The following is a 21,882-nucleotide window of genomic DNA, read 5'->3' as shown; positions in this document are numbered from 1 at the left end:
CTTAGTTGTTCCAGTCGTTACTTGTTCGATTTTCCCAATGCCTTGGCCACCAGTCGTTCATAGAGTTCGGCGTAGGGTTCCACGGCCTGGCACCAGTTGAACGGCTGGGTCATGGCACGGCTGCGCATGGCGTTGAGCAGACCGGGGAAGGCGAACACCTTGAAGGCGCGGCGCAGCGCCTCTTCGTAGCTTTGCACGGTGGATTCATTGAACAGGAAGCCGGTGACGCCATCCTCAATGGTGTCCGCCAGCCCGCCGGTGTTACGCGCCACCGGCAACGAGCCGAAGCGCTGCGCATACATCTGGCTCAGGCCGCAGGGTTCATAGCGTGACGGCATCAGCAGGAAATCGCTGCCGGCGAACATGCGGCGCGCATCGGTCTCGTTGAAGCCGATACGTACCCCCACCTGGCCCGGGAAGCGCAGTGCCAATTCGCGCATGGCCTGTTCCTCTTCCGGCTCGCCACGGCCGATGATCGCAATCTGGCCGCCGTTTTCGACGATGAAACTGGCGACGGCTTCGGTCAGGTCCAGGCCTTTCTGGTAGACCAGGCGCGAGACCACAGCGAACAGCGGGCCACTGGATGGCTGCAGCTCAAACAACTCGCGCACATGGGCGGCGTTGATAGCCTTGCCCTCCCAGTCGCCGATATTGAAGTTGTGGATCAGATGCGTGTCGGTGGACGTCTCCCAGCTTTCGTCGATACCGTTGGGAATGCCGCTGAGCAGACCTTGCTGGGTCTTGCTGGCGAGGAATCCATCCAGGCCGCAACCGAATTCCGGGGTGGTGATCTCCTGGGCGTAGGTGGCGCTCACGGTGGTGATATGGCTGGAATACGCCATGCCCGCCTTGAGAAACGACATCTTGCCGTAGAACTCCATGCCTTCTTGTTGCAGGGCATGGGGCGGAATGCCTAGCTCTGGCGTCGAGGCCAGGCTGACCACGCCCTGGTAGGCCAGGTTATGAATGGTGAACAGGGTTGGCGTGCGCGACCCACGCCAGTGCATGTACGCCGGAGCCAGGCCCGCAGGCCAGTCATGGGCATGCACCAGGTCCGGGCACCAGTGGATTTGCGCGAGGTTGGCGGCCATGTCGGCGGCGGCCAGGCCCAGACGGGCGAAGCGGATATGGTTGTCTGGCCAGTCGCGACCATTGTTGGCGCCGTAGGGCGTGCCTTCACGCTCATACAGTTCGGGGCAGATCAGCACGTAGATGACCAGGCCGTCCTTGAGGTCCATGCGCCCGATCTTGCACGGTGGCAACGCAGCGTGGCCGCCTAGTTCACCGACGATATGAATCGGGTTGTCGCTTTCCATCACTTGCGGGTAACCCGGAATCAGTACTCGCACATCATGCAGGTGGGCCATGGCGCGGGGCAGGGCAGCGGAGACGTCGCCCAGGCCACCGGTTTTCACCAGGTCCGCGAACTCGGAGGTGACAAACAAGACTTTCTTTCGATTCGGATTCTGACTCACGACCGGCCGCACAGTGTTGGGCAGGTCGGCCAAAGACTTTGGCCCTCCTGCCGGCTGACTAAAACGCTCTCCCTGAGTATCTACTGCGGCACTGATCATAATGCACTCCCATCTGTTGGTTGGCTAATGGCCCGCTGCCATCGGCTCCGAGTGACCGCATCCTGCGGCCAGGCACACAAGCGCTATACAAGCTGGCAAGGCGTATGCCAGTTGCAACGTCGGCTTAAAAAGATTGGATGAGCGGGCATTCGGCCTGAAGCGCGCGTGCTCGCCCTTACCTAAAACTTGACCAGCGGCAGGTTTCGAAAGTTTAGATTTTTTGCGGGGTTTTTGTTTTGGAACGGACCCATCGGTCATGAGTCTAGGACAGATCCCAGCGCCTGCTGGGTTTTCAAGCCGATTTTGTAGGACAAAAAACTTTTATCGATATACCGCCCTGCCTCTGTAGGAGCGAGCTTGCTCGCGAAAAACCAAAGGCCGCCGAGTAAAACCAGAATGACCGCGTTATCGTTGGCGTTTTTCGCGAGCAAGCTCGCTCCTACCAAAAGACAGGGTGAAATAACGCACTAAAGTGGTGCGTCAGGTGAGCCCGCGAATGGGCACACCCTTGGCCCAGGCTTGGATATCTTCGATCATCTGCTGATAGAACTGCCGGTAATTCTGCTCGCTCACATACCCCACGTGTGGCGTCGCCAGTACATTGGGCAAGTGGCGAAACGGATGGTCAGCCGGCAGCGGTTCCTGGGCATATACATCCAGCGCCGCCCCGGCCAGACGACCGCTGCGTAACGCTTGCACCAGCGCCTGCTCATCCACAATCGGCCCGCGTGCGGTGTTCACCAGCCGCGCGGTGGGTTTCATCCAGCCCAAGGCTTGCGCATCCACCAGGCCACGGCTGCGCTCGCTGAGCACCAGGTGGATGGTCAGAATATCCGCCTGCTCAAACAGCTCGCGCTTGCTGACCCAGGTCACGCCCGATTCAGCCGCACGCTCCGGTGTGAGGTTTTCACTCCAGGCAATCACCCGCATACCAAAGACCTGGGCGAACTTTGCGACTTTCTGGCCAATGCTGCCCAGCCCCAGAATGCCCAAGGTCTTGCCATGCAGATCGCCGCCCAGACCGACCTGCCATCCGCCCGCACGCAGTGAGTTGGCTTCGGCGAGCAGGTTACGTGTAGAGGCCATGATCAAGGCCCAGGTCAGTTCCGGTGCGGCGTGTTTATAGCTGTCGGTGCCGCACACCTGGATGCCCAGAGCCTTGGCTGCGGGAAGGTCGATGGCGGCATTGCGCATGCCGCCGGTCACCAGCAATTTGAGCTTGGGCAGCCGTTGCAGCAGGGCTTTGTCAAAGGTTGAGCGTTCGCGCATCAGGCAAATCACCTCGAACCCTTTCAAGCGCTCGATCATGGTGGCGGTATCGGCGGGGTAGTCGTTGAGAAAATGCACCTTGCCTACGCTGCCCAGCGTCGACCAATCCACCACGTCGCTGGCCACGTTTTGCCAGTCATCCAATACTGCGATCTGTATCGACATACACGCGGGCCTCGAAAAGGTTGAATTAAAGGGCGTTCAACCCCTGCAACAGGCCTTTATGAAACTGTTCCGGCTCTTCCATCTGGGGCGCATGGCCCAGGCCGGGGAACTCCACCAACGTGGCGCGGGGAATCAGCTTGGCCACCTGCTTGCCCAGTACCTCGTAATGACCAATTTTGGCCTTGACCGCCGCCGGCGCCACATCTTTGCCGATAGCGGTGGTGTCGCTGGTGCCGATCAGCAGCAGGGTGGGCACCTGCAAGTCCTTGAACTCGTAGTACACCGGTTGGGTGAAGATCATGTCGTAAATCAACGCCGAGTTCCAGGCAACCTGAAGATGCCCGGGGCCTTTGTTCAAGCCGGCGAGCATGTCTACCCAGCGCTCGTACTCGGGTTTCCAGCGCCCCACGTAATAGGTGTTTCGCTCATAGTTGCGTACACCGTCGGCGCTCAGTTTCAGCTCGCGCTGGTACCACTGGTCGACGCTCTGGTAAGGCACGCCGAGGGCTTTCCAATCTTCCAGCCCAATGGGGTTCACCAGCCCCAACTGTTCGGTTTGCTGGGGGTACATCAGCGCATAGCGTGTGGCGAGCATGCCGCCGGTGGAATGGCCGATCACCGTGGCCTTTTGAATGCCGAGCTTTTCCAGCAGTTGATGGGTGTTGGTCGCCAGTTGCTGGAAGCTGTACTGGTAGTGGTCGGGCTTGCTGGAGGTGCAAAAGCCGATCTGGTCTGGGGCGATGACGCGGTAACCGGCGTCACTCAGCGCCTTGATCGAACCTTCCCAGGTGGCGCCGCAGAAGTTCTTGCCGTGCATCAGCACCACGCTGCGACCGTTTGGAGTACCGGTGGCGGGGACGTCCATGTAGCCCATTTGCAGGGATTTGCCCTGGGATTGGAAGGCAAAATGATTCAAAGGGTAGGGGTATGCAAAGCCCTGCAACTCAGGACCGTAGGTGTCAGCTAACACGGGCGCCGCGCTGACCGAAAACAAACCGGCTACGCACAATGTACGGATAAAAGGCATGGGTTTTGGCTCCGAGACAGATGCCCGGATGCTCTTTGCTCGCGATTAACGGGGGATTAACGCCCACTGCAACGTCAGTGCTGCGAGTACGCCATACCGCAGGCTTTTCGCCAGGGTTACCAGCAGTAGAAAACGCCACAACGGCTCACGCATCACCCCAGCCACCAACGTCAGCGGGTCACCGATAATCGGCACCCAACTGAGTAGCAACGTCCAATGCCCCCAGCGCGCGTAATGGCTGCGAGCCTTGTCCAGCTGCCTGGTGCTGACCGGGAACCAGCGCCGTTCCTTGAAGCGTTCCACCGAGCGCCCCAGCAGCCAATTGACCAGCGAGCCCAGCACGTTACCCAAAGTCGCGATGCCCAGCAGCAGCCATAGGTTGTAATGCCCGCTGAGCAGCAGGCCCACCAACACGGCTTCCGATTGCAGGGGCAATAACGTCGCGGCGCCAAATGCCGCGACGAACAGCCCCAGGTAACCCATCAACACCGGTCAGTGAGCCGGGTAGTCCGCTACCACTACATCTTTACCGTCTCGGGTCAGGCCAATGATTTGATAGGCCTCGCTGCGTCCGTCCACTTCCATCCCTGGTGAGCCTAAGGGCATACCCGGTGCGGCAAGGCCCAGCAGGTCGTTGCGCTTGCGCAAGGCCAGGACCTGCTCGGCGGGTACGTGGCCTTCGACGAATTTGCCGTCGATGACCGCGGTGTGGCAGGAGCCAAGCCGTGGCGCGACGCCCAGGCGCTGCTTCACCGCGCTCATGTTGGCTTCAACGTGGTCGTTGACCTTGAAACCGTTGCTCTCCAAGTGGCTGATCCACTTTTTGCAGCAGCCGCAGTTGGCGTCGCGGTGGACGTCGATGGGGATCAACTCGGCGGCCTGGGCCAAGGTAGTGGTGAACAAGGCACTGAGCAGGGCCAGTCGCAATGGGGTTTTCATCGTGGGTCTCACTGAAGGCGCGGCGATAAGCCGGGCATTCTCCCTGCTTTTGCGGGTATGTTTGCAATGTGACGCCGTTGTAATGTTTCTAAATTATACGAAGCGCTGGTTTTCCAGTCGCTGCTTGAGCCGGTCCAACGCAATCGCCGACAACGCGACCATGCGCTCGTGCAAAGACGCCAGTTGCAGTTCGGTTTCATAAGTCAGCACCCGCTTGAACAGCGTGCCGCCCTGATGAGCGCGCAAGTAGTAATGAATGGAACCATCAACCGCCAGGGAGGTGAACACGGTTTTGAACTCGCTGGGGCGGCGGGCGATTTGTACGCGGTAACTCATGGGGACGCGTATGCCCAGCAGGTCGATGATTTCGGTAAAGCGCGTGCCGATCGGCAATGAGCCGGTGTTGCCGGTGTCGGCGCTAAGGGAAGTGGGGTGCCACTCGTGCCAGCGGTCGGGCTGGGTCACATAGTCATAAACCGCCTCGATCGGCGTGTGGATGAAGCGTTCCTGACTGATCTGCTCCAAGCGGACCGAATGCTCAGTCGCGTGCATGACACACCTCCTGTGTGGCGGTTTTTACACTAGGAGCTGTGAGGATAGTCTGACGCCCGCGCTTTGCACGGGCGTCGGCAGGCCGTTCGTCAATCCCGCTGAGAACGGCCCGGACAAGGGCTCCCAGCAGGCACTAGATATCCAGCATGGCCAGCACGTCCTTGGGGTAACGCAGGCCTGCGGTTGCATCGGCAGGGAAGATCGCATCCAGCGCAGCCAGTTCGTCCGCGCTGAGAGAAATCGACAGCGCCTCCACATTCTCTTGCAGATAGGTGCGCCGCTTGGTGCCGGGAATCGGGATGATGTAATCGCCTTGAGCCAAGACCCAGGCCAGCGCCAGTTGCCCGGCCGTCACACCTTTGTCTGCCGCCAGCGTCTTGACCTGTTCTACCAGCCGCAGGTTTTTCGCAAAGTTCTCACCCTGAAAGCGCGGGCTGAAGCGTCGGTAATCATCGGCGCCGAAATCATCCGGGCTCTTCAAGGCGCCGGTGAGAAAGCCTCGGCCCAGTGGGCTGTACGGCACAAACGCGATGCCCAGGCGCTGGCAGGCCGCGAGGCAGCCATTGTCTTGCTGGTCGCGGCTCCATAGCGAATATTCACTTTGCAGGGCGCTGATGGGATGGACCTTATGCGCCCGTTCCAGAGTAGCGGCGGACGCCTCGCTCAGGCCCAGATAGCGCACCTTGCCCTGTTTTACCAGGTCGGCCATGGCACCCACGGTTTCTTCGATGGCCACGTCGGGGTCGATACGGTGCTGGTAGTACAGGTCCAGCGTATCCACCCCCAGGCGTTGCAAGGTGCCGTCGATGGCGTTGCGGATATACTCGGGCCGGCCATTCACCCCGCGCACTATGGGGTTGGCAGGGTCGCGCACAATCCCGAATTTACTGGCCAGGAACACCTGGTCGCGCTTGCCGGCAATAGCCTTGCCGATCAGTTGCTCATTGGTGTGCGGGCCGTACATGTCCGCGGTATCTAGAAAATTGACGCCCAGCTCTAGGGCGCGGTGCAAGGTTGCGGTGGCTTCGGTGGTATCGCTGCCGGGCGTGTAGAAGTCGGTCATGCCCATGCAGCCAAGGCCAATGGCAGATACATGCGGGCCGTTTTTACCGAGTTGTCGAGTGTGCATAGGGAAGCTCCTGGTGATGAGGAGCCCATTGTTACCCTTGAAAAAATGCAGATAAACCCGCTAAAAATGCTATCACTGTTCGTAATATCTAAACAATCTCCCACAGGAGCATTCTCTTGGATCGTTTTAACGCCATGCGCGTGTTCACTCGGATTGTCGAGTTGGGCGGGTTTGCCAAGGCCGCCGACAGCCTGCAATTGCCACGCGCCTCCGTGACAATTCTGATCAAGCAACTGGAGGCCCATCTCGGCGTGCAACTGCTGCAGCGCACCACGCGCCACGTCAGCCCGACCCTGGATGGCGCGGCGTACTATCAACGTTGCGTGCAGTTGCTGACCGATCTTGAGGAAACCGAGGCGGTGTTCTCCACGCGGCGCCAGAACCCTCGGGGCATCTTGAGCATCGATATGCCCTCAGGCATTGGGAGCTTGATTGTCATTCCGGCTTTGCCAACGTTTACCGCGTTGTACCCACAGATCGAGTTGGAGATCGGCCTCAATGATCGGCCAGTGGATTTGATTCGCGAAGGCGTCGATTGTGTGTTGCGGGGCGGTCCGGCCTTGGACGAATCGCTGGTGGCGCGGCCCTTGGCGATGATGGAACAACTGACGCTGGCCAGCCCCGCGTACCTTGAACGCATGGGCACGCCCACCTGCCTGGAGCAGTTGGCGGGTCACCAAATGGTCGAGTATGTTTCCCGTGCCAGCGGTAAAAGGTTTGGCCTGGAATTTCTGCTGGGCGGCGAGTTGCATCCGATCAACCTGCCGAAAGTGGTTGCCGTGAACAGCTCCGCGGGTTACTTCGCTGCGTGCGAAGCCGGCTACGGGCTGATCCAGGCACCTCGTTATCACGCCCTGCGCCAACTGGCCGAGGGCACCCTGGTGCAGGTGCTCCCTGATGTGGCCGTGCCGAAGATGGCGCTGACTGCGTTGTACCCGCCCCATCGGCAATTGTCGCAGCGGGTGCGGGTGTTCGTCGATTGGCTGGTGCAGTTGTGCGCCCGGCCCGGCACCGGTTTACAAGGCTAGGCTTGCGCCCTGCGATAGGCGCCAGGCTGTTGCCCGGTAACTTTATGAAAGGCTCGGGTAAACGCCGCCACCGATTGATACCCGGCTGCCAGCGAAACCTCGGCCACGGTCTGGTCCGCCTTGAGCAACCCACAGGCGTGGCGCATGCGGATCATCAGCAGTACTTGCCCGGGTGACTGCCCGCACAATTCGCTGAAGCGCTTGAAAAACGCCGAGCGCGACAACCCGGTACAGGCCGCCATGCTTTCCAGGCTCCAGGGCTCGGCCGGGCGGGCGATCAATTGTTCCAGCAAATGCGCAAACGCCGGTGCCCGGCCCAGCGCCGCCAAGCCGCCAAGCTCGGTGTTGTCGAGTACTTGCTGGCGCAATACATACAGGAACAGCAGGTGGCACAGGCGCTCCAGCAGCGCGGAAGAGGGCGCTGGCGTGCGTGCGCATTCGTGCAGGATCAACTCGAACAGGCTGCGTGCGGCCGTCAGCGACGGGTCGCCGGCGCGCAGGATGATCCAGCTGGGCAGGGTGTCGACGATCAGTGTCGACAAGCCGGATTGAAAGTGAAAGAAACCGCATACTAATCCCACACCGTCGGTGGCCGTGTTGTCGAGGGGCAGCATCGCACGGCGTGGGCACTCCTGGGCGCCGGCTGCCGTGGCTTGGCCGGACAGGCGAAAAGCAAAGTCACGCAGCAGAAACACCGCGTCACCATTATTCAGGTGGTGGGGCATTGGATCGCCGTCGATATGCAGCCAGCATTCGCCTTGCACAATCAAATGGAAGCTCGCCTGTGCCAGGCCGTGGGTGCTCGCGTGCCAGTCACCGCAATAACGGCCGACGTGAAACAAACTGGTGTTGAGTTCGAGGCTATCTAATAACCAATCGACAAGTACATCGGACGAATTCATCTAATGGAAAGACTCAAGAGCAAGTAATCACTACTTTAGCCTATTGAGCGCTTTTTTTAGAACCAACAGACTGGGGCATTGAAACCCAACAGGAGTCCACTTCATGTCCCGTGTACCGTTGCTCACGCCTGAAACCGCACCGGAAGCCGCCAAACCCTTCCTGGAAAACGCGCTCAAAGCCTCGGGTTTTATTCCTAACCTGCTGGGCGTACTGGCCAACGCACCGGCCGCGCTGGAAACCTACATCACCGTCTCCGGCTTGAATGCCAAGGCAGAACTGAGCCTGGCCGACCGTGAAGTGGTGCAATTGATTGCCGCCACCAGCCACGGTTGTGATTTCTGTGTCGCTGGCCACACCGCGGTTGCCCGCAACAAAGCGAAGCTGCCCGAGGAGGTGATCGAGGCCTTGCGCCGCCGGGGTGAGTTGCCTGACGCACGCTATGAGACACTCGCCGCCTTTACGCGTGAGGTGATCGCCACCCGTGGGGATGTGAGTGACGCGGGCTTTGAGGCGTTCCGCGCCGCCGGCTACACCGACGGCCACGCGCTGGAAGTCATCCTGGGGGTCAGCCTGGCAACCCTGTGCAACTTCGCCAACGTGTTTGCCCGTACCCCGCTGAACCCGGAGCTGGCGCAATACCGTTGGGAAAAACCGGCCAACTGATTTGGCGTTGGCCCACCCGCTGTAAAAGGAGAAACATGAATGCTTGACCCAATCTTGAGCCGTTGGCTCGATGTTCAAGCGCAGGCCCTGGACGTGGGCAGTTGCGATCCACAGGAAGTGCTGCCGCGGCTGGCAGAAGCCAATATTCTGAAAATCGGTGTACCCACCCAGTTGGGCGGCCTGGGCGGTGACGTGGCGGGTGCGGTCGAGGCCATCGCCAATGTAGCCAGCCATTCCCTGGCGGCGGCGTTTGTGTGCTGGGGCCAGCGCTCGTTTATCGAGTACTTGCTGCAGAGTCCCAATCAGCGTCTGCGCGAGCAACTGATGCCTGACCTGCTCAGCGGCAAGTTGGCTGGGGCCACCGGGCTGTCGAATGCGATGAAGTTTCTGTCGGGTATCGAGTCGTTGCAGATCAGCGCCGAGCCCAACGACCACGGTTGGACCCTCAACGGTCGCCTGCACTGGGTGACCAACTTGCGCAAGAATGGCTTTGTCGCTGCGGCGGCCATCGAGCATGCAGGGGGCGGCGCGCCATTTATCCTGGCGATTCCGGATTCGGTGGCCGGGTTGCAGCGCTCCCGCGACCTGGAGCTGCTCGGGCTGCAATCGAGCAACACCGCAGCGCTTGGCCTGGAAGGCGTGGAGCTGAGTCGCGAATGGTTGCTGCACGAGGATGCGCGCAAGTTTTTACCGGCGGTACGCCCGGCGTTTCTAGGCTTGCAGTGCGGCATGTCGATTGGTTTGGCGCGGCGTTCCCTGGCTGAAGTAGCCCACCATTTGGGCGCCAGTCGCACCGTGTTGCGCGACGAGTTGGAAGCCCTGCGCGTGACCCTGGATCATCTGGTCAGCGAGCTTAAAAGCGGGCTGTTGGCCGGGCGCTTTACCGCCGAGCCGATACCGCTGTTCAAGCTGCGTATCGCGCTGGCCGAAACCGCCGCCAGCGCTGTGCAGCTTGAACTGCAAGCCAGCGGTGGCAAGGCCTACCTGACCGCCCACGGCAGCGGCTTTGCCCGGCGCTGGCGCGAGTCGGCCTTTGTACCGATCGTAACGCCCAGCCTGGTGCAACTGCGTACCGAGCTCCACCGCCAGGCCAATCTATGAGCCAGGCGGTATTGACGGCCCAGGGCATTTGCCTGGGGTATGGCAGCGGGCCGGTGTTGCAAGGCTTCGACTTGCACTTGCAACCGGGTGAAGTGGTGTCGATCCTGGGCCCGAGCGGCGTGGGCAAATCCAGCCTGCTGCGCGTGCTAGCCGGCTTGCAGGCACCTCAGGCTGGCCGCGTGCAGGTATTGGGCGAGCCGTTGAGCGGCCCGCATCCGCGCGTGGTGGTGGCTTTTCAAGACCCGAGCCTGTTGCCTTGGCTGACCCTGGAAAAAAACGTTGCCTTCGGCCTGGATTTCGCTCGCCAACCGCACTTGAGTGGTGAAGAACGCCGCCGTCGTGTTGACCACGCCATTGCAGCGGTGGGGCTGGAGCCTGCGCGTCAGCAGTTCCCGGCGCAATTGTCCGGTGGCATGGCACAGCGCACGGCACTGGCCCGCTGCCTGGCGCGTCAGCCACAAGTGTTACTGCTCGACGAGCCCTTCGGCGCGCTCGATGAAGTGACTCGCGCCGATATGCAGCACCTGTTGCTCAAGGTCAATCGTGAGCAAGGCTCGGCGGCCGTATTGATCACCCACGACATCGACGAAGCGCTGTTGCTGTCGGACCGCATCCTGCTACTGGGTAACCGCCCGGCGCGGACGTTGGGCGAGTGGGCTATCGACCTGCCGCACCCTCGGGAAGAGCAGGTCGAGGCCATTGGCGCGCTGCGTATCGAGATTTTGAAAACCTTACGGCAGGCGAGCCGCCCTCAACCCAACCCCCTTGAACAACAGGAGTTTACCCATGTGTCTGGATGACCTGACCCACTCGCGCCGTGACTTTCTCAAGCTCTCTGCCGTGCTCAGTGCCGCGGGCGCCTTGCCCCTGTTGAGCAGCCTGCAGGCGCGCGCCGCCAATGAGCCCGACGCGCCGGTCCGCATCGGCTACTTGCCCATCACTGACGCCACGCCACTGCTGGTTGCCCACAACAACGGCCTGTTCGAAGCCGAAGGCATCAAGGCCGAGCGCCCGGTGTTGTTGCGTAGCTGGGCCCAGGTGATCGAGGCGTTTATCTCCGGCCAGGTCAACGTGATACACCTGCTGTCGCCAATGACCGTATGGGCGCGCTACGCCAGTAAGGTCCCGGCCAAAGTCGTGGCATGGAACCATGTGGGCGGTTCGGGCTTGACCGTATCCCCTGGCATTACCGACGTGAAGCAACTGGGCGGTAAGTCGGTGGCGATTCCGTTCTGGTACTCGATCCATAACGTGGTGGTGCAGCAACTGTTCCGCGATAACGGCCTCACGCCGGTCACCCGTGCCACCGGCAGTTCGATTGCTGCCAATGAGGTCAACCTGATCGTGTTGCCGCCCTCGGACATGCCTCCGGCTTTGGCGAGCAAACGCATCGACGGCTACATCGTCGCCGAGCCGTTCAATGCCTTGGCAGAAAACCTCAAGGTCGGTCGCGTGCAACGCTTCACGGGTGACGTGTGGCGAAACCATGCCTGCTGCGTGGTGTTCATGCACGAGCACGACCTGGCCAACCGTCCGGAGTGGTCGCAGAAGGTGGTGAACGCCATCGTCAAGGCCCAGGTGTGGACCCGCGACAACCGTGAAGAGGCAGTGAAGCTGCTGTCCAAGGATGGCCCGAACCGTTACACGCCCCATGCCGAGCCGGTGCTGAGCAAAGTCCTGGCGCCGGCGGCCAGCGACCGCGCCTCCTACGTGGCCGACGGCGCGATCCAGCACGCCAACTGGGACGAGCACCGCATCGACTTCCAACCGTACCCGTTCCCCAGCTACACCGAAGAACTGGTGCGGCGCTTGAAGGACACCTTGATCGAAGGCGACAAGAAGTTTCTCGCAGGCCTGGACCCTGCCTTCGTGGCCAAGGACCTGGTGGACGACCGCTTCGTGCGCAACGCGATCGAAGCCGTGGGTGGCATGCAGACCTTCGGTTTGCCGGATGGTTATGAGCGGCACGAGGAGATCGGCGTTTGAACAACAGCAGAATCCCCGGCTGGTGGCTGGGGCTGAGTGGCTTGGCGGGTTTGTTGGTGCTGTGGTGGCTGGGCGTGAACGTGTTCGGCGAGGCTGATGGCCTATCGGCGCGCTTTTCCCTGGAAGCCACCGCCAGCAGCTTGTGGGAATTGCTCGGGCGGGGTGAGTTGTACCTGCATATCGCCGTGAGCCTGAAGCGTATTTTCGTCGGGCTGTTTATCGCGTTGTTGGTAGGCGTACCCCTCGGGTTGCTGGTGGGCAGTTCGCGTAACCTAGAGGCGGCGACCACGCCGGCGTTCCAGTTTCTGCGGATGATTTCACCACTGTCCTGGATGCCGATCGTGGTGATGCTGATGGGTGTGGGCGATCAGCCTATCTACTTCCTTCTGGCCTTTGCCGCTGTCTGGCCGATCATGCTCAACACCGTAGCGGGCGTGCGTCAGCTCGACCCGCGCTGGTTGCAGTTGAGCAAGAGCTTGAGCGCGACGCGTTGGGAGACATTGCGTCGGGTGATCATTCCTGGCGTCGTCGGCCATGTGCTGACCGGCGTGCGCCTGGCCATCGGCATCCTGTGGATCGTACTGGTGCCCTGCGAAATGCTTGGGGTCAGTGCGGGACTGGGGTATTACATCCTCGATACGCGTGATCGCCTGGCGTATTCGGAGTTGATGGCGATGGTGGTGGTGATTGGGGGGCTGGGGTTTGCGCTGGATGCGTTAGCGCGTTGGTTGCACCAGCGGTGGGTGCATGGCGGCTGATGGGCTCGAACGTTGCCTGCGTGCTACGCAGGCAACTATTTAGCGTGTTATCAGGTTGCTGGCGAAAAGATTTGCAGATCTCCCGCCAGATCGTTGTCAGCGTTCAGGGTACCCAGCGGGCCCGGTTTGGCATCCGTGGAGTTCGTGCCGTAGCCCACCTTCATGCCTGTTCGTTCGTAAACACCGATGCCAATGCCTCCGGTCGCCTCAGCCAAGCCGGTGACGCCTTGAGTGGAGTTGATGTGTTGGCGGCCCACCAAGGCGATCACTTTACCCTTATGCTTGTGTTGTTCAATGACGCGTGCGGCGTAGTAGTTGAACTCTTTGAGTCTTTTCAGGTTTCGTTCGGTTTCGCTTAGCGTCGTGTAGGCCTTACGGTCATGCCGGTGGCGTGTCAGATAAAAGTGGTCAAGGGGCACGACTTCTATTCCGGCATCCTTGAATTTTCTGATCAACGTCTGCAGATTGAATTGAGGGTGGGCGGGTCGCAAACCGTGGCCGGTATGGCCCATGCCATCGTCCTTGAGTAGTCCATTGTTGTCATAGACGACACCTTCAATGCCGACCACCTTTACATTTTTGCGCTTGAACAGGTCGATGCTTGCGTCAATTTCGCGGAACATGGCCAAATGCTGGTGACTCTCCCCGAATACCACCACGTCCGAATTGTCCAAGGCTTTTTCGATCAGGTCGGGCACTGTCTCGTAAGGTTTCGTTTCTGGAATTATGGGGCGATTTTGTGGGTTCAACGGGTCCAGTTTTTGATGGAAAGCTTCCATTTCTGCGTTGAACCGCTCTTGTGTCGGTTGCCTTCGGCTGGGTGTGAAGTGGCCTTCGTTGGGGGCGCCTTTAATATGTTTTACGTATTCGTCTTTGATGGCGTCCAGATGATCGGTTTTGTTTACGATCGTCGGCGTGTGTCCATTGATGTTCGGCGCTTTTGGGGTGGGTCTTTTGTAGGGTTGAAATCGCGTGTTTTGCCGAGCGTTCATGTGCCCCCGAGGGGAAAAGTCAGCATGGGGTGAGGGTGGCATCAGCGTATGTGCAGGATCAAAAGCTTGAGGCGCACCGTAAGCCTCCTGCTTATGCACATCGTAGGGGTACCATTTACCGTTGTGTTTGACGGCAGAGCCATGAACCCGCTGGTTGCCCACCTTGAAGGTCCCGGTTGCCGCTGCCTCGTAGCGGCTTGCGGCGCTGATCAGCGCTTCGTGGCTTGCGCTTCCCTTCAGGGATGGCACCGCACCAGCTATCGCTTCAACGCTTTCGTAAATGAATTTACCCGAGCCCTTTAGCAGATCACCCACGCCGTTTAACGGGTTCAACTCCTTGAGCAGGGCTGGCACCATGATTTTCGTTGCCTTGAGCGCCTTGCTCACTGCTGACCCAGCCGTACCCAGTAATTTTCCGAGTTTGGCCGCCAAGCCGATGCCGGCGGTGACCAAACCGAAAATATCCAGGGTGACGTCAGTGATCCCCTCGCCGTAGTTGCCGTCCATGAAATTGACGATTGCGGAACGGAAGGGAATAAGGTCGAGCAAAAACTCTTTGAAGTTCGTCAGCTTTTCATGATTACGCTCAAAGGTCGTGGTCCCCGCAGCGGCTTTCTTGATGGCGGGATTGTCCAGGTCCAACGCCTTGAGCACGGAGTCGGCGATATGGTGAGTGCGTGGGTTCAGGAACATATACGGCTGGGGTGCCGTGGAGGGCTGTTCGCGATCCAGCTTGCTTTCCTTCAAATCACCCAGGTCGATCCATGAAAACGGCACAGGGTTGGCCGGGATACTTGCGAGAATCGATTGCCCGCTGTCGACGATCTTGACGTTGTCTCTGTCCGGATAAAATGGCTCTTCCCTGATTATCTCGTTGGAGAACTTGACAGGGGCCGCCGGTGTTTTTCGGTTGCCCCGGCTTCGGATAACGCCGTTTACCGTATCGAACTCATAGGTGGTGGTTTGTCCATTGTTTTGCGCGGTGACCAGTACCGTAGGGCTGGTGTGAAACAAGGTGTCACCTTCGAAAGGGATCATGCCCACCTTGTAACTTTTTTCTTGAAAATAATTGAGCTTGCCCTGGGTCAAGTTTTTTCTGTCTTCGGGCGGCAGGTTGCTGAGCGCGTTGAGGAGAGCTGTTTTTTTAACGGTCTTATGATTGTCCAAGGCGGTAGAAAAGGCATCCTCAAACGCTCGTTGAATATTGAATGGCGCGCTGTGGGTGAAGGCAATAACGGCATCAAGGTCCACGCCGGTATTTTCTTTCGTGAGTACCCAGCGACCCTCCATGACCCGTTCTTCCATGACGATTTCCACCAGTGAGCGCGGCGCGCTGGGCGTATCGCCATTGTATCTGGAAAACATCTTGAGCTCGAAGTCCATGCCAGGGCCGAATGTCTTCACGAGGAGGTCCAGCGCCATGTGTTTACGGCTTGGAAAACTCCCGCCGATGAGCGATGAGGCTTCTATCAGCGTATCGAGTTGTGCTTTGAACAGCGCCTGGGCTTTTTCCAGGTCGGCTGGCTGATACAGGGCATCGTCTTTCGCTGGAAGAATGTCATTGGCCACGGCCCAATCCAACATCACTGCGGCTTGCGCAGAGGCGGGCACGGCGCCAGCAGTGTCGGCGGTGATCATCACTTCGGCATAAGACAGGGCGGCCACGCGGCCTGGAGTCTTGGCTTCAATGGCGGCTACTGCAATGCAAAGGTTCGCCCACGCGGCGCTGCCGTAAACTACCGAATCAGGAATGTCCTTGACCAGCAATTGCGGCGCAGTGCGTCTGAGTAACAGATGTGCGGCCGCGCCAGCGAGCTCAGGGGATTCGCGCCCCGTGTCAATCAAGTGTTGGCGCAGGCTGTTGGTGATGGTCGAAAGCGGTTTGCCCCAATGACTTTTCTGCGCCAGGTCGAAACCCGCCACATGGTTTCGCACAGGCGCCGTCAACGACTCGGGGTCCAGCATCAATTGGATCGCCGCCAGGGCATAGTCGTTTGCGCTGGTGTCGGTGGCGATACCATTCATTTTGGTTTGCATGGCTTGGCCGAGAGCCTGGCCATCCTTGGAGCTGATCAGGGTTTCGAGCACCTTGACCGGGTCCGCCAGTGCCTGCTCGGAGAAACTCAGGTTTCTACCCAGATGTTCCAGTACGCCGCGCTTGGGATTCCCCTGCGGTAAGTCGGGATCGCTGTTGGCATGTTCGACGGCGGCCGTGCGCAGCGTGTCTTGTTGGCTGACATCCAAGGGGATCGGCCAGGACAGGCCCCCTGCGAAGTTGCCCAAGGGGTGTTGCTGTGCGCGTGCTTTTGCGCTTTGCGCCAAGGCCAGCAAGTCGACCACGGTCTTGGGCAATGGCACGCCGTTTTCAAGCAGGAAGGCTTCGAGGCTTACGGACATGCCAGGTGTCCGTATGTAGGCTTGGTAATGGGCTGAGTCTGGCGCGATATTCATCGGCGTATTTTTCAGCAGGGCCGACACCTCACGTTCTGTCGGGCTTTGCGGCAAGGCCTGGGCAGACTCGTTGAGTTTTTGCGCAAGGTATCGCCAGTTTTTCTGATCACCCAGGCGTTGATCCAATGCCTGGCGCGCGTCGATGCTGTTCGCGCGCTCGTCCAGCCATTGCGCACGCGCCAACAGGGCGCTGTTGCCGTCGAAATGCGGTCCCAGGTCGGCAGCCTCAGGCAGGCCCGTCTCAGTCAGTAGATGCCCCCATGGGTCGACAAGCGTCGGCTCAACGTTGTTCGACTCATACAACGCCTGCAGTGCGTTACTCACCTGATGCCGCTGGCGCTCCAGCAACTGCGGCACGCCTGTGGCAATGACGTCGCCGGTCACTGGGGCGAGGTCCTGGCTCAAGTGGTTTTTCCAGTCATCCTTCAAGCCGTTTTGAACCTCCACCGGCAAACTCTGCAGTAGCTGCGCTGCGGCTTCGGGGTCGTCATTAATGCGTTGACGCAAGGTCGCAAGTGCCTTGGCCGGGCTGTCGAATGTTTCGTAGCCATCGCGAGGTGTGTAAAGCACCGTCAGCCCTTGCTGTTGGCCAGGAAGTAAGGTGCGGTCTGTCTGTGCGCTACTGAATGGGCGTGTCGCCGACGATCCATCGCTGCTGGTGATCAGGAAGGCCCCTGCCAGCAGGCTGCCCTCTGGGCTCGGGGTATCCAATTTGAGCGGGTAGACACCGGGCCTTTCGCCATCCCTCATCGCGCTTTCCCGAGCCTGCAGGGTTGGATACTCAAGCGCCTTGTCGATCAATGATTTGGCGGCGGGCGTTAACGCACCGTCTTCCACGCCCAAGGCGGCGAGGGTGGATAGCATCTCTCGGTGGATACTGAGCAATTCGTTCTGGGGTGACTCGGGGTTGGGTTCGCCCGTGCGTGGCTCGGTCCAGAATCGGGAAAGGCTCAGGGGCAGTTCTTTTTCGATGGTTTGTGCAATCGAAAGGAGGGTGTCGCGAGCGTGCAATTGCTGGCTGCTTTCGCTTGGCGAGGCGCTGGTGTAGAAGCCGACTTCCGTGCTGGCAGTACTGGTCGAGGCCTGGGCGCCGGGAGGTGCCTTGAGCTGGCGCAGTGCGTTGAACAGGGCTTCAGTGATGCTCTGCACCGAGATTAATGTGCGTTGGCCGTGTTCATCAGTGTGATAGCGATGCACATACAGTGACGAGGCGTCTACAGGCGGTGTAGTACCGAAGCTGCGATTCAATTGCTGCTCGATAACACTGCTGAGCGTCGGCTGGCGCAGCAGCAGTGCCTGGATGTCCTGGTTGAGTTGTTGGTATTGATTGAGCAACAAGCGTTGATCAGTTATTTGAAGGCCCTTGATCAGGTCAGAACGAATCGCACTGACCGGCGTGATCGCATCCACGTCCGGAACGGCTATCGTCTGGACCGTCCCTGGCATCGGACGGGTGTGGGCAGGAGCGGCGATTTCATCGCTGGAGACGTTTCGGCGCAGGCGATGGTGGGCGATACCTGAAATCAAGTGAGTTATTCCAATGGCATTGGCCCACGCGTCCTGATGATAATCCGAGGGATGATTCTTCCTTGTTTGGGCCTCGAATGATTGGGATGAGAGCGACGGAAGGTTCCGAAGGCATCCGGGGAAATGTTATTAACGAATATGTAACGCGTCGGTGCAGCAACACGGGGAAAGTGGGCTTGCTGCACACAGTGAGCACGCAGGGGCAGCTCGTTAGGGCGGAGTACTCCCGAGGGGATCAGCGACGTTCGTAAACTCGGCCGCCATCATCGTGGCGATCATGCCAGCCACCGCCGCGCGGGAAGAAGAAACAACCGCCCAGGCTCAGCATGATCATCAAGGGAACCAGCAGGATGAGTCGTCGAAGCATTTCACAATTCTCCAAGGGGCTTCAAAGGTCTGTCAGGCGTAGGACAAGCCAAATCTGTTCATCGCCTGTAACATAAGACCCCGCCGACGCCGTGCCATCCCCGTAGTTGGGTATGTGCTTGGCATGCGCGGCGATACACAGTGGATACATCCTTCAGGTCCAGGAATTCGTCATGACCCAAAAGCAACGCTTGAAATACTCGCTTCTGATTGCCCTGGCTGTACTGGGCGCGATGTTCGGCCTGTCTTATCTGCAGAACACTGGCGTGATCAGCGAGAAAACCTTCCAGTACCTGGCCATCGCGATTGCCGTGGTCGTCGTGGTGATCAACGGCATCATGCGCCGCAAGGTCAAGCCTAACTTCTGACGCGTGTCAGTCAGGCACGACCTTCGAGTACCTTGGCAGCCTCTTCATGGAGGCTGTAGCTCTTGTCGGCGTTCAGGGTGATCACACCCTCGCTGCACAGACGCTTGAGTACCTCGCGCACGCTGAGAAACGACAACGGAATGCCCAGCTCCAGCAGGTGGCTGTGCACGCCGCGTACCCCGAGGGTGCGCTGGTTGGCGGCAGCGGTGAGGAGGGCGTCGATGACCTTCAGTCGAATCAGGCTGGTGCGCAAACCGAAACACTTGAGTAAGTGGCGTATGCGCTGGTTGCCTTGCTGTTCGGGCGCGTTGCCGAACGCCTGTGTATCGTTGCCAAAGTGAGTATCGGTGGCCTTTGAATGTCCATCCGTGGGCACTTGCGGGTTATACATGCAAAAACTCCTTTTCTTTTCAGAGCCTGATCAGGAAAAGATGGTGCTCTTGAGTAATAAGACGAACGAGTGGGGCAAATCATGAAACGATGAATGTAGAAAATTTGTCGGTATCAGATTTGTCACCTTTCAAGCGCTGACGATATACAGCCTTGTGCGGCTAAATTATTCCGGTCGATTTGCGTTCTTACGGTGGGGTAACCATCCCTTGTGAGGGTGTTCAATTTGACTGTGGAGTCGGCGTGATTATTTCCAACGGGTTGTCCAGAGTGGGCGTGGCAGGGCTGTTGCTGGGGTTGAGCCTGGCCGTATCGGCACGGGAGCAAGTTACGCAGGCGTCGGCGGATATCCGGCGTACCAGTTATGGTGTGCCGCATATTCGCGCCTTTGACGAGCGTGGCCTGGGGGTGGGTATGGGGTACGCCTATGCCCAGGACAACCTGTGCTTGCTGGCCAATGAAGTGGTCACGGTCAATGGCGAGCGCGCCAAGTTTTTCGGGCCGGACCAAGCGACCCTGGAAGAGCGCAACAACCTCGCCAGCGATGTGTTCTTCAATTGGTTGAATACCCCCGAGGCAGTGGCGGCATTCTGGAAAGCCCAGAGCCCGCAGATGCAACAGCGCCTCGAAGGGTACGTGGCCGGCTACAACCGTTACCTCAAGGAGCAGGGCGCACCCGCGCATTGCCAGGCCGCGTGGGTACGGCCCTTGGTAGTCCAAGACCTGGTCAAGTTGACCCGCAGGCTATTGGTGGAAGGGGGCGTCGGCCAATTCGCCGAAGCCCTGGTCGGGGCAACACCACCCCAAGCCACCGCCGATGTCCAATCCGACGCCAAAGGCTTTGCACTGGCCGCGGCCAACCAGCAACGCTTCACGCTGGACCGAGGCAGCAATGCCGTCGCCGTGGGCCGTGACCGCTCATTCAATGGCCGTGGCATGCTGCTGGCCAACCCGCATTTTCCTTGGCTGGGCGGCATGCGTTTTTACCAGATGCACCTGACCATCCCTGGCCAGCTGGATGTGATGGGCGCCGCATTGCCAGGGCTGCCCGTGGTGAACATCGGTTTCAACCAGCATGTGGCGTGGACCCACACCGTCGACACCTCCAAACACTTCACCCTGTACCGCTTGACCCTCGACCCCAAGGACGCCACCCGTTATCTGCTGGACGGCAAGTCCATCCCACTGGAAAAAACGGCCGTAACAGTGCAGGTCAAGCAAGCTGACGGCAGCCTCAAGGCCGTGTCCCACAACGTCTACAGTTCGCAGTTCGGCCCCGTGGTGCAATGGCCGGGCAAGCTCGACTGGGACAGCCACTACGCCTTCAGCCTGCGCGACGCCAACCTGAGCAACGACCGGGTGCTGCAACAGTGGTACGCCATGAACCGCGCCAGCAGCCTCAAGGAACTGCAAAGCTCGGTGCATACCCTGCAAGGCATCCCCTGGGTCAACACCCTGGCCGCCGATGACCAGGGCCAGAGCCTGTACATGAACCTGTCGGTGGTGCCCAACGTCAGCGCCGCTAAACTGGCAACATGCAGCGACCCACGGGCCGGCCTGCAAATGATCATGCTTGACGGCGCCCACAGCGCCTGCGCCTGGGATATCGACCCGCGCGCGGCCCAGCCCGGTATCTTTCCGGCCGACCAGTTGCCCCAACTGCAACGCACCGACTACGTGCAGCACTCCAATGATTCTGCCTGGATGGCCAACCCCAAGGCGCCGCTAACGGGCTTTTCGCCGGTGATCAGCCAGGACAACATCGGCCTCGGCCCGCGTGCGCGCTTCGCGCTCCAGCGCCTGCAAGCCCTTGAGCAGCAGCCGATCAGCGTCACCGACCTGCAAGACATGGTCATGGACAACGAGGTGTACCTGGCGGGCCAGGTCATGCCCGACTTGCTGACATTCTGCGCCAACCAACTCGGCACCGACGCCAACGCGCTACAACCGCTGTGCACCAGCCTGAAAAACTGGGACCAGCGCGCCAACCTCGACAGCGGCGTGGGCTTGGTGCACTTCATCAACCTGATGCAACACCTGCAGCAAATCCCCGATGCCTGGCGCGTGGCCTTCGACCCGGCCCATCCACTGACCACCCCAAGCGGCCTCGCCATTGACCGCGCCCCTGTCGCCAAGGCCCTGCTGGAAGCCATGCTGGCCTCCAGCGCTGAGGTCAGCAAACTGGGGCAGACCCGCTGGGGCGATATCCAAGTCTCCGGCCAAACCCCCATCCACGGCGGCCCGCAAGAACTGGGTATCTACAACGCCATGCAAACCGTGCCCCGCGCCGACGGCAAACGCGAAGTCGTCAGCGGCACCAGCTACCTGCAAATCGTCAGCTTCGACGACAAAGGCCCCAACGCAGTCGGCGTCCTGGCATTCTCCGAGTCCAGCAACCCGGCGTCCGCTTATTCAAAGGACCAGACCCAAGGCTTCTCCGAGAAAAAACTGCACCCGTTGCCCTTCACCGAAGCCCAGATCAAGGCCGACCCGCACTACCAAATCCAAACAGTGAAGGAGTAGGGCAGACGCGCAACCCCTTGATGCCAAGGCAGAATATTTTTTGAAATCAAGGGGTTGCAGGCCTAGGCAAATGAGTACATAATGGCGCCCATCGAACGCAATGAAGCATTAAAAACTTCAATGTATTCAATGGTTTAGAGTAGAGGCAGGCATCACGTAGCCCACTCAAGT

The 21,882-nt window shown here is 59.7% G+C and carries 19 protein-coding genes; 8 read left to right on the top strand and 11 right to left on the bottom strand.

The window, feature by feature from the left end; all coding sequences use genetic code 11:
- Positions 1 to 17 precede the first annotated feature (17 nt).
- The 7 genes from glgA to AB9N64_RS04380 all read right to left on the bottom strand — a co-directional run bounded on the left by glgA (position 18) and on the right by AB9N64_RS04380 (position 6,655).
- The gene (glgA, locus tag AB9N64_RS04410) at positions 18 to 1,574 is read right to left on the bottom strand and encodes a glycogen synthase GlgA (protein ID WP_014718606.1); all 1,557 of its coding nucleotides are present in this window, start codon (positions 1,572 to 1,574) and stop codon (positions 18 to 20) included.
- A 480-nt stretch (positions 1,575 to 2,054) separates the two neighbouring features.
- Positions 2,055 to 3,008 carry a D-2-hydroxyacid dehydrogenase family protein gene (locus AB9N64_RS04405; RefSeq protein WP_106111195.1) on the bottom strand — a complete coding sequence of 318 codons (954 nt, stop codon included), beginning with the start codon at positions 3,006 to 3,008 and terminating at the stop codon, positions 2,055 to 2,057.
- 25 nt (positions 3,009 to 3,033) lie between these two features.
- On the bottom strand, positions 3,034 to 4,035 hold the full coding sequence (locus tag AB9N64_RS04400; protein ID WP_060767722.1) for an alpha/beta fold hydrolase: 1,002 nt from the start codon (positions 4,033 to 4,035) through the stop codon (positions 3,034 to 3,036).
- A 45-nt stretch (positions 4,036 to 4,080) separates the two neighbouring features.
- Entirely contained in the window at positions 4,081 to 4,524 is a 444-nt protein-coding gene (locus AB9N64_RS04395; RefSeq protein ID WP_032872364.1) for a YqaA family protein, read from the bottom strand.
- Between the two features lie 3 nt (positions 4,525 to 4,527).
- Positions 4,528 to 4,974 carry a DUF411 domain-containing protein gene (locus AB9N64_RS04390; RefSeq protein ID WP_014718602.1) on the bottom strand — a complete coding sequence of 149 codons (447 nt, stop codon included), beginning with the start codon at positions 4,972 to 4,974 and terminating at the stop codon, positions 4,528 to 4,530.
- A 93-nt stretch (positions 4,975 to 5,067) separates the two neighbouring features.
- A complete protein-coding gene (locus tag AB9N64_RS04385) occupies positions 5,068 to 5,526 on the bottom strand; it encodes an SRPBCC family protein (RefSeq protein ID WP_014718601.1) in 459 nt (152 codons plus the stop codon).
- 133 nt (positions 5,527 to 5,659) lie between these two features.
- Positions 5,660 to 6,655, bottom strand: coding sequence for an aldo/keto reductase (locus tag AB9N64_RS04380; RefSeq protein WP_019817132.1), 996 nt, complete (start codon positions 6,653 to 6,655; stop codon positions 5,660 to 5,662).
- Positions 6,656 to 6,771: 116 nt separating this feature from the next.
- On the opposite strand from AB9N64_RS04380, the gene AB9N64_RS04375 reads away from it, so the two are divergent.
- The gene (locus tag AB9N64_RS04375) at positions 6,772 to 7,683 is read left to right on the top strand and encodes a LysR family transcriptional regulator (protein WP_371359995.1); all 912 of its coding nucleotides are present in this window, start codon (positions 6,772 to 6,774) and stop codon (positions 7,681 to 7,683) included.
- Here the strand turns inward: AB9N64_RS04375 and AB9N64_RS04370 are convergent.
- A complete protein-coding gene (locus AB9N64_RS04370) occupies positions 7,680 to 8,585 on the bottom strand; it encodes an AraC family transcriptional regulator (protein WP_058409931.1) in 906 nt (301 codons plus the stop codon). The genes AB9N64_RS04375 and AB9N64_RS04370 overlap by 4 nt on opposite strands.
- A 103-nt stretch (positions 8,586 to 8,688) precedes the next feature.
- Here AB9N64_RS04370 and AB9N64_RS04365 point away from each other — a divergent pair, with 103 nt between their 5' ends.
- The 5 genes from AB9N64_RS04365 to AB9N64_RS04345 are packed head-to-tail and all read left to right on the top strand — an operon-like array spanning position 8,689 to position 13,094.
- On the top strand, positions 8,689 to 9,249 hold the full coding sequence (locus tag AB9N64_RS04365) for a carboxymuconolactone decarboxylase family protein (protein WP_032902407.1): 561 nt from the start codon (positions 8,689 to 8,691) through the stop codon (positions 9,247 to 9,249).
- 39 nt (positions 9,250 to 9,288) lie between these two features.
- Entirely contained in the window at positions 9,289 to 10,350 is a 1,062-nt protein-coding gene (locus tag AB9N64_RS04360; RefSeq protein WP_014718596.1) for an acyl-CoA dehydrogenase family protein, read from the top strand.
- Positions 10,347 to 11,150, top strand: coding sequence for an ABC transporter ATP-binding protein (locus AB9N64_RS04355; protein WP_014718595.1), 804 nt, complete (start codon positions 10,347 to 10,349; stop codon positions 11,148 to 11,150). The genes AB9N64_RS04360 and AB9N64_RS04355 overlap by 4 nt, the downstream gene beginning before the upstream one ends.
- Complete coding sequence (locus AB9N64_RS04350; protein ID WP_019817131.1) at positions 11,137 to 12,336, top strand: ABC transporter substrate-binding protein; 1,200 nt, start codon at positions 11,137 to 11,139, stop codon at positions 12,334 to 12,336. The genes AB9N64_RS04355 and AB9N64_RS04350 overlap by 14 nt, the downstream gene beginning before the upstream one ends.
- Positions 12,333 to 13,094 (top strand): ABC transporter permease, encoded by a 762-nt coding sequence (locus AB9N64_RS04345; protein ID WP_371359994.1) that lies wholly within the window; start codon positions 12,333 to 12,335, stop codon positions 13,092 to 13,094. The genes AB9N64_RS04350 and AB9N64_RS04345 overlap by 4 nt, the downstream gene beginning before the upstream one ends.
- Positions 13,095 to 13,144: 50 nt before the next feature.
- Here AB9N64_RS04345 and AB9N64_RS04340 read toward each other — a convergent pair whose 3' ends face one another.
- Positions 13,145 to 18,064 carry a membrane-targeted effector domain-containing toxin gene (locus AB9N64_RS04340; protein WP_371359993.1) on the bottom strand — a complete coding sequence of 1,640 codons (4,920 nt, stop codon included), beginning with the start codon at positions 18,062 to 18,064 and terminating at the stop codon, positions 13,145 to 13,147.
- A 235-nt stretch (positions 18,065 to 18,299) separates the two neighbouring features.
- Positions 18,300 to 18,431 (bottom strand): hypothetical protein, encoded by a 132-nt coding sequence (locus AB9N64_RS04335; protein ID WP_019817128.1) that lies wholly within the window; start codon positions 18,429 to 18,431, stop codon positions 18,300 to 18,302.
- 172 nt (positions 18,432 to 18,603) lie between these two features.
- On the opposite strand from AB9N64_RS04335, the gene AB9N64_RS04330 reads away from it, so the two are divergent.
- Entirely contained in the window at positions 18,604 to 18,798 is a 195-nt protein-coding gene (locus tag AB9N64_RS04330; protein ID WP_014718591.1) for a hypothetical protein, read from the top strand.
- Between the two features lie 10 nt (positions 18,799 to 18,808).
- Here AB9N64_RS04330 and AB9N64_RS04325 read toward each other — a convergent pair whose 3' ends face one another.
- Positions 18,809 to 19,189, bottom strand: coding sequence for a hypothetical protein (locus AB9N64_RS04325; protein ID WP_019817127.1), 381 nt, complete (start codon positions 19,187 to 19,189; stop codon positions 18,809 to 18,811).
- A 242-nt stretch (positions 19,190 to 19,431) separates the two neighbouring features.
- Between AB9N64_RS04325 and AB9N64_RS04320 the strand changes: the two genes are divergently transcribed.
- A complete protein-coding gene (locus AB9N64_RS04320; RefSeq protein WP_371359992.1) occupies positions 19,432 to 21,711 on the top strand; it encodes an acylase in 2,280 nt (759 codons plus the stop codon).
- Positions 21,712 to 21,882: the final 171 nt, after the last annotated feature.

This window comes from Pseudomonas sp. KT_2_4, from assembly GCF_041410225.1.
In the GTDB taxonomy this organism is placed as follows: domain Bacteria; phylum Pseudomonadota; class Gammaproteobacteria; order Pseudomonadales; family Pseudomonadaceae; genus Aquipseudomonas; species Aquipseudomonas paracarnis.
This window is presented reverse-complemented; position numbering and strand designations above follow the sequence as displayed.